12 protein-coding genes are annotated in these 12117 nt (G+C 61.6%); 4 read left to right on the forward strand and 8 right to left on the reverse strand.

The window, feature by feature from the left end; genetic code table 11:
* Positions 1 to 3: 3 nt before the first annotated feature.
* The 6 genes from A0257_19375 to A0257_19400 all read right to left on the reverse strand — a co-directional run bounded on the left by A0257_19375 (position 4) and on the right by A0257_19400 (position 6284).
* Positions 4 to 2385: a hypothetical protein gene (locus A0257_19375; GenBank protein AMR29046.1), complete on the reverse strand. Its 2382-nt coding sequence runs from the start codon at positions 2383 to 2385 to the stop codon at positions 4 to 6.
* Between the two features lie 315 nt (positions 2386 to 2700).
* A complete protein-coding gene (locus A0257_19380) occupies positions 2701 to 3132 on the reverse strand; it encodes a hypothetical protein (protein ID AMR29047.1) in 432 nt (143 codons plus the stop codon).
* Between the two features lie 59 nt (positions 3133 to 3191).
* Positions 3192 to 3626: a hypothetical protein gene (locus A0257_19385; GenBank protein ID AMR29048.1), complete on the reverse strand. Its 435-nt coding sequence runs from the start codon at positions 3624 to 3626 to the stop codon at positions 3192 to 3194.
* Entirely contained in the window at positions 3623 to 4237 is a 615-nt protein-coding gene (locus A0257_19390; protein AMR29049.1) for an RNA polymerase subunit sigma-24, read from the reverse strand. Before A0257_19390 ends, A0257_19385 begins: the two co-directional genes overlap by 4 nt.
* 176 nt (positions 4238 to 4413) lie before the next feature.
* Positions 4414 to 6090: an adenine deaminase gene (locus A0257_19395; GenBank protein ID AMR29050.1), complete on the reverse strand. Its 1677-nt coding sequence runs from the start codon at positions 6088 to 6090 to the stop codon at positions 4414 to 4416.
* 5 nt (positions 6091 to 6095) lie between these two features.
* Positions 6096 to 6284, reverse strand: coding sequence for a hypothetical protein (locus A0257_19400; GenBank protein AMR29051.1), 189 nt, complete (start codon positions 6282 to 6284; stop codon positions 6096 to 6098).
* Positions 6285 to 6392: 108 nt separating this feature from the next.
* On the opposite strand from A0257_19400, the gene A0257_19405 reads away from it, so the two are divergent.
* From A0257_19405 to A0257_19415, 3 genes are read left to right on the forward strand one after another with little or no spacing between them, the layout of a single operon-like run.
* Entirely contained in the window at positions 6393 to 6995 is a 603-nt protein-coding gene (locus A0257_19405; GenBank protein ID AMR29052.1) for a hypothetical protein, read from the forward strand.
* A 36-nt stretch (positions 6996 to 7031) separates the two neighbouring features.
* Complete coding sequence (locus A0257_19410) at positions 7032 to 7439, forward strand: hypothetical protein (protein AMR29053.1); 408 nt, start codon at positions 7032 to 7034, stop codon at positions 7437 to 7439.
* Between the two features lie 33 nt (positions 7440 to 7472).
* On the forward strand, positions 7473 to 8180 hold the full coding sequence (locus A0257_19415; protein ID AMR29054.1) for a cytidylate kinase: 708 nt from the start codon (positions 7473 to 7475) through the stop codon (positions 8178 to 8180).
* A 157-nt stretch (positions 8181 to 8337) separates the two neighbouring features.
* On the opposite strand, the gene A0257_19420 is transcribed toward A0257_19415, so the two are convergent.
* Both A0257_19420 and A0257_19425 read right to left on the reverse strand, forming a co-directional pair.
* The gene (locus A0257_19420) at positions 8338 to 9276 is read right to left on the reverse strand and encodes a hypothetical protein (protein AMR29055.1); all 939 of its coding nucleotides are present in this window, start codon (positions 9274 to 9276) and stop codon (positions 8338 to 8340) included.
* 187 nt (positions 9277 to 9463) lie between these two features.
* Positions 9464 to 10930 (reverse strand): hypothetical protein, encoded by a 1467-nt coding sequence (locus tag A0257_19425; protein ID AMR29056.1) that lies wholly within the window; start codon positions 10928 to 10930, stop codon positions 9464 to 9466.
* A gap of 189 nt (positions 10931 to 11119) precedes the next feature.
* Between A0257_19425 and A0257_19430 the strand changes: the two genes are divergently transcribed.
* Entirely contained in the window at positions 11120 to 12004 is an 885-nt protein-coding gene (locus A0257_19430) for a 4-hydroxy-3-methylbut-2-enyl diphosphate reductase (GenBank protein ID AMR29859.1), read from the forward strand.
* The last annotated feature ends 113 nt before the right edge of the window (positions 12005 to 12117 follow it).

Genomic DNA, 12117 nt, shown 5'->3' on the forward strand with positions numbered 1-12117 from the left:
CTGCTAGCCCCCAAAGCCCCCGGTGTCCCCTTTCGGCTGGTTTTCAATCGTGTTGGCGGGCTTGTTAGTCCCCAGAAACCAGGTAAAGCCCAGGTAGCCCACGCGCGTTTCGTATTTGGTTCGGATGTCGGAAGTAAGCCCATCTGCCCCCAGTTGGGTGTACTGGCGGCGCGTGTTAAACAGGTCGCTGACCCGCAGGGTAAGCGCGGCCCGGTCGTGGAATAGGCGCTGGCGCAGGGCCGCATCAACGCCGTACACGGCCAGCAAGCGGCCTTGCGGCACCACCAGCGGGGCGCGGTAATTGCCGCTGAGCTGCACGGCCAGCGTCTTGGTGGGGCTGAAGCTATTGAGCAGATACGCCGTGCCGGTAAAGTTGGCGCGCGTCCCGTCGCCCGAGTAGCTGGCCACCTGGTTGCGGTAGAAAGAACCGTTTGCCGTAAGTTTCCACCACGTTGTCAGAGGCCGCGTCAGCGACAGTTCGAGCCCGTAGCTGGCCGTATTCCCAAAATTGGCGTAGCTGGTGCGAGTGATGAAATCGGGCTGGCCGCTGAGGTGGGTCGCCAGCGTATCAATGGTGCGCAGGCTCTGAATAGACTGGCTGGCAAAGTGCCCGAAAAGGGTCGTGTTCAGCGTTGTGGCCTGCCACGCTAGCTGGTGACTCAGCTCCGCGACGTGGACGTACTCGGGGCGCAGGTCGGGGTTACCTACCACGTAATTGCGGGCATCGGAATAGATGGGCAGGGCAATAATTTGCAGAAAATTGGGTCGGTTCAGCCGGCGCGAGTAGCTGAACTGCAGGCGCTGGTCGTGGGGTAGGGCACGCGCCACCGTGGCCGAGGGAAACAGGTTGAAAATGCGTTGGCTGGCCGAGCCGGTGGGTAGCACCTGGGCGCGCAGCCCCGTGTATTCGGCCCGCAGTCCGGCCTGGTAGTCCCACGAACCTGCTTTCTGCTGATAGGAGCCATAAGCCTGCGGAATTACCTGCTGGTAGTGGTAGCGGTACGAACCCGCCTCCTGGCGAATGAATTCGCCGCTGGCCGCCGGCTGCACCGCATAATCGGCCGTGCCAGGACTTACGAGCAGGTCCGTCTTCACCCCCGCGCCCCAGCGGCGCTTGTCATCCAGCGGCTGCACGTAGTCCACCTGCGCCGAAGGCATGTGAATAGTTACGTCGAGTATCTGCTGACGGGCGTTTCGCGCATAGCCAGCGGGTCCGCCCAGTACGCGCTGCTGGGTCGTGACGGTGCCGCCATCCCGGTTGTAGGTGGCGCTGGCGGTCAGCTCGCGGCCGGGGCGCGCGGCCCAGGTGCGCCGGTAGTTGCCCGAAACGCGGCCGTCATAGAGGTTATCGACTTCCAGATTCTGGTTTTGCAGGGCAACGGTGGGGTCGCTGTCGTGGGTGAGCAGGGTGGCAAAGTCCTGCGTGGTTCGGAAATCCTGTTTATTACCCTGGACCGTTAGGGTAAGGCGTTGTTCATTGTTAAGGGCGTAGTCAACGCCCAGGCGCAGATTATAGTTGGTTTGATGGCGCGTGCTGGCCCCCGTCTGGTCAGTGCGGGTGGTGCGGCCTTCCACCGTGGCGACCTGCTGCAAGGCCGAGCTGCCGCGAAACTGATTATTCAGCCCGTCGGCATTGCCAAAAAAATTAAATTTGCCGACCTGCCGGTTGAGGTTGAGCGACGCGCTGTATTTATCGCGGGTGCCCCCCGTGGCCAGCGCATCGCCGTTCCAGCCGGCTTGGGTCTGTTTTTTCTGCATCAGGTTAATGATGCCCCCCGTGCCCTGGGCCGAGTACTGGGCACCGGGATTAGTGATGATTTCAATGGTTTCGAGGCGGCTGGCGGGCAGTTGGTCGAGGCGCAGGTTGCTGGGCGCGGGCTTGCCGTCGAGGTAGAGCGTCACGCTCGGGTTGCCCCGCAGGCTCACTTGCCCGTTCTCATCCACAACTACGGCGGGCACTTTCTGGAGGATATCCGCCGCCGTGCCGCCCGCGCTGTTGAGGTCTTTGCCCACGTTGAGGATGGTTTTGCCCAACTCGTTGACTATTGCCGCTTTTTCGCCCTGCACCACCACGCCGCCGAGCTGCACGGCCGCCGGCACCACCAGCCACTCGCCCAGGCGGACCACCGGGGCAGCCACGTCCAGCGTGATGAGCTGGTGGGCGGGTCGATAACCCAGCGCTTCGACCCGCAGCAGGTAACGGCCCAGCTTGACGTTAGCCAGCGCAAAGCTACCGTTTTCAAGCGTTTGGGTAGTGGCTACGACGGTCGAGTCCGGCAGACGCACCAGCAGGACGTTGGCAAAAGAAAGCGGCTGGCGCGTGGCCTCGTCCAGCAGCATGCCGGACACGGTGCCCAGGGTCTGAGCGGCCAGCGCACTGGGCATCAGACCAACCAGTAATAGCACGAGCCACCGAAATTGCCGCCCGCCCCGACGGGCAACCAGTAAACCCGCAGAAAGCGGATGTGGTAACCAGGTCTTTGCCTTTTTGTTTCCTTTCGCAATCGCTTGATTATTAGAGCTTATTGCGATACAAGTTACCAGGCAATACCTAGTAGATTGCACTGTAAATTCCTGCTGATTCATCGGGTTTGGAGAAAAGGTAACGGAAAAAGGGTACGGTGGAGGAATAGATTCCCCCCGCCGCTACTCCTGCGGCCGAGAGCATCGCAAGAGGTTGTGAAAAAAGAGTTGCGCGGGTTACTTCGCTTGCCGGCGCAGGTAGAGGTAGTAGGCCAGGAAGCCGAAAGCCGTGCTGAAAAGCAAGATGATGATGGAGTGAATGCCCAGGGGCAAGTACCAGCTGCACGCTGCAAGCCCCGCCCCACTGCTGAAGAGCAGCGCCATCCACTTTACCACTCCGTTTTGCTCATCCTGCGGACTGGGCAGCAGGCGCTCGACGATACTCTCCGAAACGGCCGCCGCCACTATCTGCCGCTTCAGCAGGTAGTTCAAGACCAGTTTGATAGCCGCCAAAACGAAGTAGCCAAGCAGGAAAAGTGCGATGGTGGGAAAAATGACCCGTCGCGCAATCTCCACTAAGTTGGCATCAAGGGCCGGTACCAGGGCACTTTGGGCCGAAGCTTCCCAGGTAATCAGGCAAAAAAGCGGGAGCAGCAAAAACCTTTTCATACGTCGGGCTGGGGGTAGTACCGCATGAGACCGGCCAGTGCCGGTCGTGTTGCAAAAAATTACGAAAAAGTGAGCAGGCGCATTTGCCGGCGATGCCGGGCCAGCAACTCCAGACACTGCCCAGCCACGACAAAGCCAGCCACCACTACCAGTCCGGCCCCTAGTAGAGTGAATAAGCCCTGGAAAGCCTGCGCCAGTACGCCGCCAAACAGGGCCAAAAACGCGACTACTACCCCCAGCACAGGGGCGGCTACTAATGTGAGTGCCCAGGGGAAAGCCGGTTTCGCCCTGGGTAACTGGGCCAGCACCGCCGCCGCGAGGTCAAACGCAAATGCGGGCTGTGGCAGGCGGGCCGTGGCGGCAAACAGGTGCTGGTAAGTGGCCAGCCGGGCCTGGCACTGGCCGCAGCCATTCAGATGAGTTGCCGCGGCAGCCGGCAACGGGGCGGCGTCAGCGGCCAGTTGCAAGTCGCGGTCGGAAAGATGGAGCGTCATAAGTCGTCGCGTTGATAGGTAGCCAGTAGTCGTTGTTTCAATAGTTTTCTCGCCCGAAACAGGTAGTTTTTCACCGTCCCGTCCGGCAGAGAAGTTATCTGGCCGATTTCCTCGTAACTCAATTCCTGTTGGTGATACAGGGAAATCAGCGTGCGGTAGAGCGGAGGGAGCTGCTCGATGGCCGTACTTAAAATACCGGCCAGGTCCTGGTCAAAAAGGGCCGTTTCGGGGTCGTAGTCCGGCCCGGTAGCCAGGGTTGGCGGGACCCGGCGGCCTGCTTCTGGCGAGTCATCGGGCGGTTGCTCCGCTAAGTCCACCAGCACCAACTGCTTTTTTTCCAGGTAATGCAGGCAGGTATTGTAAGCAATCTGGCCGACCCACGTCGAGAGCTTGGCCTGAAACTTAAACCCGGCCAGGTTCTTAAAAACCTTCAGGTACACTTCCTGCGCCACATCCGGGCGGTCGGCGGGATGGCGAATCATCTTGAACACCAGCTGCGTTACCAGGCCCTCCGTGCGCCGCACGAGCTGCCCGAAAGCCGCCTTGTTGCCCCCCAGCACCTGCGCCACAAGCTGCTGGTCTGTCACGGAAGGGGTAGGCAAATGGCTCATCTACGGATGTGACCGGTCAGCCGATAGGATGTTGCACCAGGACATTTTGGGGGGTGCTAGCCGGCGCACATTTTCCTAACCGCTGCCTCCGTTTTTCAACTCTTGCGCTACCCCTACTACCGGTCAACTGTGAAAACGCCCTACCCCCCCCCTTACTCGTTTACCCACCTGCTCATTTACCGCTCCACGAAGGCAAACCGCTCGCCGTCGAACAAACCCTTATCGCTGAGCTTGAGGCTGGGAATAACCAGCAACGCCATGAACGAGAGCGTCATAAACGGCGCTTGCAGGCCCGAGCCGAGCCGGGTTTTGGCAAAGTCATCGAGAGCCGAGTAGGCCGCCGCCACGTCGGGGCCGGGCTGGTCCGACATGAGGCCGGCCACGGGCAGGGGTAGGACATGTTCAGCGCCACCGGCACCCACGGCGGCCAGGCCGCCCCGCGCGGCCACCACCAGGTTGATGGCGCGGGCCAGGCTCTCGTCGTCGTAGCCCACGGCCGTGATGTTGTGCGAGTCGTGGCCCACGCTGCTGGCCAGCGCACCCTGCGTCAGCCCAAAACCTTTGATAAAAGCCACCGCCGGCGGCGCGCCGGGCGCGTAGCGGTTGAGCACCACCAGCTTGAGCACATCCTGGGTCGGGTCGGGCAGCACCAGGCCGTGGGCGAGGGGTAGGGGCAAGTCGCGCCGCGCCGTAATGAGCTGGCCATCAAAGCACTCAATCACGGGGTAAGTTTTCGGTTCCTGGTTGTTGGTTCCTGGTTGTTGGGTTTTGGCGGGGTAGGCCAACGCGGCAGCCTCAATGGGCCGAGCGTGGAAGTTATTGACCACCGCCACCGGCGCGGGGGGTAGCAGGCACTGGCCGTTTTCAGCCACCAGCACGCCGTCGAGGTAAGTTTGCTGCACCGCAAATTCAGTGAGATTATTCACCAGAATAAAATCGGCGGGGTCGCCCACGCGCAGTTGGCCAACCGGTAACTGATAGTGCGCCACGGGGTTGAGGCAGGCCACTTGCAGCACGTCGAACACCGAGTAGCCCAGCGCCACGGCCCGCCGCACCAGCTGGTTGATGTGGCCCAGCAGCAGCGTGTCGGGGTGCTTGTCGTCGGAGCAAAACATGAGGCTTTCGTAGTGCTGGGGCAGCAGTTCGATGAGCGCGTCGAAGTTGCGGGCGGCCGAGCCTTCCCGAATCAGGATTTTCATGCCGGCCGCCAGCTTGTCGCGCGCTTCGGCGGCCGTAAAGCACTCGTGGTCCGTGCTGATGCCGGCGCTGGCGTAGCGCGCGGCGTCTTCGCCCTGCAGGCCGGGCGCGTGGCCATCCACGGGGCGGCCGTAGCGGTGGGCCAGCGCTATTTTTTCGAGCACGCCGGGGTCGCGGTGCAGCACGCCGGGCCAGTTCATCATCTCGGCCAGGTAGCCGATTTTGGGGTTTTGAAACAGCGTTTCGATATCCTGGGCCGTGATTTCGGCACCGGCCGTTTCGAAGGGGGTAGCGGGCACGCAGCTCGGCGCGCCAAAGCAGAACTTGAACGGCACCGGGGCCGCGTTGTCCAGCATATACTGCACGCCGGCCACGCCCAGCACGTTGCCGATTTCGTGGGGGTCCGAGACGGTGGCCACCGTGCCGTGCGGGAGCGCCAGCCGCGCAAACTCGCTGGGTACCAGCAAAGAACTCTCGACGTGCACGTGCGCATCCACGAAGCCGGGCAGGGCGTAGGGCAGCGCCGGGTCGGGGGTAGGCGCGCCGGTGGGCTCGATGGCGGCCACGCGGCCCGCCGCCACGCGCACCGTAGCCGGCAAAATGGTGCGGGCCAGAATATCCACCAGATTAACAGAAAGCACGAAATCAGCTGCCATACCGTTCAGAAAAAAAAGAAGGCCCGGTTATCGGACCGAAAAAAGACTATTTTTGTAAAAAACCGCGCCGTGAAGCTATCTATAAACCTCCACTTGCTGGCTCGGCCGGCAATGCTACTGGTCCTGGCGGCCGGCCTGGTCACCAGCGGTTGCGCGGGCCACGGCTCCTTGCAGAAAAAAACGCGCTGGTACAAACACCACAGCGGCGGCAAATCAATACCTTGCCCGTGTGGTCACTAGTTGGCTTTCTTGAATTTTAGCACTATGTTAGCTACTGCTTCCGTCCAACAGCCTGCTAACTAATGAAATATCAATACCAGTTAGGACTATTCTTATTGCTGGCAGGTCCGGCCGCCGCCCAGCAGCCCGCCACGCACCTGCCGCCCACAAGTTTTCGGAGTGGTTCTTACCAATTAAAAAACGGCGACTGGCAGCGGGCCAAGCTGCTCTACGACCCGCAGAGCCTGCGCGTGAGCGATGCTGAACACAAGCCCGACTACCCGCTTGAGTTTCCAGCCGAGCAGGTGCAGGCGTTCGTGATAGGCCGCGACACGTTCACGGTTGTGCGCGAGGTCGATATTCCGCGGCCCACGCAGCATCTGCGCAGCGCGTTCGTGCGGCAGCTATACCGGCGCGGGGGCTTCCAGGTGTGCGAATACGTGGCCGCGCAACTGCCGCCCGATTCGCCCCTGGCCTACACGGTGCTTGCCCAAGGCGATAGGCTGGCGGCCGTGCTACCCCCCGGCAACGTGGGGTTTCGGCTGGCGCTAGCCAAGGCGCTTCAGGATTTCCCGGCCCTATCGCACCAACTGGAGCTGGACCCTAGTATCTTACCCGTGCAGCTGCCGCAGCTGCTGAGCGCCTACGGCACCTGGAAAAATAGTCATTCAACGGCATTAAAATAGTAAACATTTTAGTATTCAAATACATTATTTACTATTTTGATTGATAATTCTTCTGAAGTAGATTCGTTGCAGGCCGCCGCCGAGCAAGTGCGCCAGCAGCTCAACCTGCCCGCCTTCGATGCCGCCGCCGTGCTGGAGCTCGACCATTTCATCGAAGTGCAGCGCGCCGGGCTGCCCGCCCAGGCGTCTGAGCGCGAAGGCGTGGTGACCGCGCTGGGTTGTTTTCTGGGGCAGTGCCTGGTGCACGCCTACCACGCCGAGTGGGCCGCCGGCCCCGACGGCAGCACGGGGGTAGGGCTGGCGAACAAGCTTTTTTTTAACCCTTTTTATTTAGTTAATCAACAGCTCACTAAGGGCGAAGCGGCGTCGGTAGCGGCATTTTTTCGGTCGGTGCCGCAGCGGCTGGTGGCCGCGAGCAGAGCGCGCAAGCGCTGGATTTCGTAATCTTGCGGGGCCAATGGCCGAATCCGCGCGTTTATGAAAAACCTCGTCATCGCCATTGATGGCTACTCTTCCTGTGGCAAAAGCACTACTGCTAAGGCAGTTGCCACTATCCTGCACTACGCTTACCTCGATACCGGGGCCATGTACCGGGGCGTTACGCTTTTCTTACTGGAAAACGACATCGCCTTCGACGACATGGCGCGGGTTGAGCAGGCCTTGCACCATGATATCCGGCTCAGCTTTAAGCGCAACCGCCGCACGGGCCGCAACGAGCTGTGCCTGAATGATAAAATTCGGGAGGATGACATTCGCCAGATGCGAATTTCTAACTCCGTGAGCGAAGTGTCCGTGATTCCGCAGGTGCGCCACGCGATGGTGGCCCAGCAGCAGCAGATGGGCCGCAAGCGGGGGGTAGTGATGGACGGCCGCGACATTGGCACCACCGTTTTCCCCGATGCCGAGGTCAAGATTTTTATGACTGCTGACGTGGCTATCCGCGCCCGCCGCCGCCAGGACGAACTAACCGCCACCGGCGAGCAGGTGGCGCTCGATGCCATTATCGAAAACCTGCGCAAGCGCGACCACATCGACTCAACCCGCGCCGAAAGCCCCCTGCGCCGCGCCGCCGACGCCGTGCTGCTCGACACCACGCACATCACCATCACCGAGCAAGTTGATTTTGTGCTCGATAAAGTGTCGTCGGCCCTCTTCGCGGCCTACGCGCATAAGATAAATGGTTAATGACGAGTGACTAATCATTCAGAGCTTACGCAGAAGACGTTTGTCATTGCGAGCAAAGCGAAGCAATCGCACCCGAACGATGCCCGAACGATTTCGTTCTGATGCGATTGCCGCGCTTCGCTCGCAATGACAAACGATTTGCGTAAGCCCTGAATGATTAGTTATTCGTCATTAAAGCAATATCAGTGGCCAGGCGCTGGCTGAATTCGCGGGCGGCACCGCGCCAGAGGTGGTTGCCATCGGTGGTGAGGTAGGGCTGGCCGGCGTAGTTGAGGTAGGGCACGCCAAGTGAGCCGCCGGTTTGCCGCATAAGCTGGTCAAAATCAGGCTGATAGGTGGTTTCAATTGCCGTCATGGCCCGGCCCGTGGGCACGCGCACCAGCACTACCCGGCCGTGCGGCTTCAAAAAAGTGATGAGCTGGCGCAGGCTGGCTAGCCGCGCCGCCGAGGGCTGGCTGGTCGTGGCCAGCTGGCGATACGTGGCCAGGCGCTCAGTTTCACGTTGGCGGGTGCGGGCGGGGGTAGTGAGCGGCGAAGGCAGCGCGATTTCGAGCCAGCCATCGGGATGCAGGCGCTCGACGGTCGTGGCGGTGTCGTGCAAAAAGGCTCGGTAGAGCGGAAAGTTCAGGTAATGAGTCAAGTAGCCAAAATTCGGGTTCTGGTTGACGTTGCGCAGCTGCCCAATCATCAATTGGTTCTCGGGAAAAGCCACGGATTTATACGCCCCCGTGGGCCGCGCCACCGACAACGACCACGGGTCCACGGTCAGCACGAACAGCCCGTTGCGGGTGCCGGGTGCCAGCTTGCGCCGGATGCTGGCCACATAAGCCGGCCCATAGGGCGACTGGTAGAGCGTGAACGCGTAGTTGAGCCACGGCCCGGCGTAGCGCCCGCCCAGCCGCGCCCGCAGCACGCCCGGCAGCACCGCCTGCGCCGCCCGCGAGGTGCCCAGCACCAGCGAGGCCGCCGGCGCTGCCGTGAAGCGCGCGTAAAACGCGTCGAGGTAGGGCCGCCGCAGCGCCGGCCCCAGCGCCAGCCCCGCCACCAGCCCTACCCCCCCCAGCAGCAGCACTAGCTGCGTAAGTAGCTTTTGCATAGGTAGTTGTTGATAAGTGGTTGTTGATAGTTGACTGTTTGGGAATTTAGTAGAACGTCATTCCGAGCTTGCCGAGGAATCTCGCCCGCATCGGTGAACGACACCCAAACGGCGCGGGCGAGATTCCTCGGCCAGCTCGGAATGACGGGCTGAAACAGCTTCAGTAATCAATCAAGTAACAACCAGCTCAAAATTGAAAATAAATAAACTGCGTGCTGTTGAAAAACCCGAAGAACAGCATCGCTAGCAGCAGTGCCGCGTAGCCGGCCCAGCGCACGGCCGGCACCGGCCGGGTCCAGCGCGCCGCCAGCGCCGGCACCTCATTGTGCAGGTCCACGGCCAGCAGCAGCGCGCCGGCGGCCAGCGTCACTGCTATTTCGGGCGGGTAGTTGAGCAGAAAATGGCCCACCGTGAGCACCGCTTCGTGGCGCGTGAGCTGCCCCCAGCCCCGGAATAAATGGGTGCTGACGTACCAGGCATCAGCCAGCGAGTTGGCCCGGAAGAATATCCAGGCGTAGGCCACCAGCCCGAGGGTAGTGGCCACGCCCAGCGCGTGCAGCAGGCGTGGCCGGGCCGCCAGGCCCAGCCCGCGCGCCAGCGCAGCCCGGCCGGGTTGCGTAAAAGCCTCCACCACCAGGTACAAACCGTGTAGCGCGCCCCAGGCCACAAACGTCCAGCTGGCGCCGTGCCACAAGCCACTCAACAGAAAGACGGCGAACAGGTTAGCGTAGCGCCGCGCCGGCCCGCGGCGGTTGCCACCCAGCGGAATATACACGTAGTCTCTGAACCAAGCCGAGAGCGACATGTGCCAGCGCCGCCAGAAATCACCCACCGAGGCCGCGAAGTAGGGCTGCCGAAAGTTGAGCACCATCTGGTAGCCCAGCACCCGCGCCGCGCCGCGCGCCAGGTCGGTATAGCCCGAAAAGTCGGTGTAAATCTGGATGGTGAAGCCCGCCACGGCCAGTAGCAGGGGTAGGCCCTGGTATTGGCGCGGGTGGTCAAAAATGGGCGTTACCATCTGGGCCAGGCGGTCAGCGATGACGACCTTTTTAAACATGCCCCAGGCCATGAGGCGCAGCCCGCTGGCCACCCGGCCGTAGTCGAACCCAGGTGCCTGCCGAAACTGCGGCAGCATCTGCCCGCCCCGCTCAATCGGCCCGGCCACCAGCTGCGGAAAAAACGCCACGAACAGCGCAAACCGCCCCAAATTCTGCTCGGCCGCCAGCCGGCCCTGGTACACATCCACGATGTAGCCCACCGACTGAAACGTGTAGAACGAGACGCCCACCGGCAGCGCCAGCGCCAACACCGGCGCCACAAACGGCAGGTGAAGCGCCGTGGCCAGGCTGCCCGCCGCGCCCCAAAAGAAATTGAAGTACTTGAAAATGAATAACGTACCCAGATTGCTAATCAGGCTTAGATAAAGCCAGGGCCGGCGCTCGGCCTTGGTGGCCAGCCGGCTCATGCGCACCCCGCTGATGTAGTCGAGCAGGGTAGTGGCCGCCAGCAGCAGCCCATATATGGGCTTCCAGCTAATATAAAAATAGTAGCTGGCTGCCAGCAGCAGCGGCCCCCGCCAGCGCGCCGGCAGGCCAAAATACAGCCCGACGACGACCGGAAAAAAGACGAGGAAGTGAAGCGAGTTGAACAGCATGGGCGGGGGTAGGGCGGCAAAGTTCGGGCGAAAGCGCGTTGCAAGCGCCGGTGCGCCCCTGGCCGCCAGGGCGGGGGTAGGGCCAGCGCCGCGCCAACGGACTCCGCCGCCTCATTCGCAACCATCTGTTACTTGCGTACCTTTGCGGCCAGCGAACCCAAGGGCACATCGGGGGGTTTGATTGCTACTATGCAGGTAACCATCGATAAAAACTCCGGATACTGTTTTGGGGTCGAGTTCGCCATTCAGATGGCCGAAGACGAGTTGCAGCACAGCGGCGGCACGCTCTATTGCCTCGGCGATATCGTGCATAACCGCATGGAAGTGGAGCGCCTCAACCAGCAGGGCCTGCGCGTTATCGACCGCGAGCAGCTCGGCACGCTGCACGACTGCAAGGTGCTCATTCGGGCGCACGGCGAACCGCCCGAAACCTACCAACTGGCCCTGCAAAACAACCTGGAGCTGATTGACGCCAGCTGCCCGGTGGTGCTCAAGCTGCAAAATCGCGTGAAGCACGCCTTCGACGCCACCACCCGCGAAAACGGCCAAATCGTCATCTATGGCCAGCCCGGCCACGCCGAAGTCATCGGCCTCACCGGCCAAACGCGCAACCAGGCCCTCATCGTGATGACCGAGGCCGACCTCGACCAGATTGACTTCGCGCGGCCCGTCACGCTCTTCAGCCAGACCACCAAAAGCACGGCCGGCTTCTACCAGATGAAAGCCCTGATAGAAGCCCGCATTGCCGCCGCCGGCGGCGCGCTCGAAAGCTTCGACGCCAACGACAGCATTTGCCGCCAGGTGAGCAACCGCGAGCCCCAGCTGGCCCGCTTTGCCCAGGAGCACGACGTAATTCTATTCGTAAGCGGCCGCAAAAGCTCCAACGGCAAAGCCCTGTTCTCCGTAGTAAACGCCGTGAACCAGCGCAGCTATTTCATTGAGAACGAGCACGAAATCCAGGAAGAATGGTTTGCCGAAGCCACGTCAGTAGGTATCTGCGGTGCCACCAGCACCCCGCTCTGGCTCATGCGCCAGGTAGCCGACCGCGCGGAGAGCCTGGAAGTAGCGGCGTAGAGAGGGGGTAGGGCTACGGGTTATAGTACCTTTGGCGGATGACCCCTTCCTTTAACCTTCCAGAGAGTAGTCCCATCCGGCGGGCGTTGCTATTAGCTAATGGGGCGCAGTTT

It is taken from the genome of Hymenobacter psoromatis, assembly GCA_001596155.1.
In the GTDB taxonomy this organism is placed as follows: Bacteria; Bacteroidota; Bacteroidia; order Cytophagales; family Hymenobacteraceae; genus Hymenobacter.

Excerpts from the sequence above, each read along its gene's own strand:
- A0257_19375 (AMR29046.1), bottom strand. The coding sequence starts at position 2,385 with ATGCCCAGTGCGCTGGCCGCTCAGACCCTGGGCACCGTGTCCGGCATG.
- A0257_19380 (AMR29047.1), bottom strand. The coding sequence starts at position 3,132 with ATGAAAAGGTTTTTGCTGCTCCCGCTTTTTTGCCTGATTACCTGGGAA.
- A0257_19385 (AMR29048.1), bottom strand. The coding sequence starts at position 3,626 with ATGACGCTCCATCTTTCCGACCGCGACTTGCAACTGGCCGCTGACGCC.
- A0257_19390 (AMR29049.1), bottom strand. The coding sequence starts at position 4,237 with ATGAGCCATTTGCCTACCCCTTCCGTGACAGACCAGCAGCTTGTGGCG.
- A0257_19395 (AMR29050.1), bottom strand. The coding sequence starts at position 6,090 with ATGGCAGCTGATTTCGTGCTTTCTGTTAATCTGGTGGATATTCTGGCC.
- A0257_19405 (AMR29052.1), top strand. The coding sequence starts at position 6,393 with ATGAAATATCAATACCAGTTAGGACTATTCTTATTGCTGGCAGGTCCG.
- A0257_19415 (AMR29054.1), top strand. The coding sequence starts at position 7,473 with ATGAAAAACCTCGTCATCGCCATTGATGGCTACTCTTCCTGTGGCAAA.
- A0257_19420 (AMR29055.1), bottom strand. The coding sequence starts at position 9,276 with ATGCAAAAGCTACTTACGCAGCTAGTGCTGCTGCTGGGGGGGGTAGGG.
- A0257_19425 (AMR29056.1), bottom strand. The coding sequence starts at position 10,930 with ATGCTGTTCAACTCGCTTCACTTCCTCGTCTTTTTTCCGGTCGTCGTC.
- A0257_19430 (AMR29859.1), top strand. The coding sequence starts at position 11,120 with ATGCAGGTAACCATCGATAAAAACTCCGGATACTGTTTTGGGGTCGAG.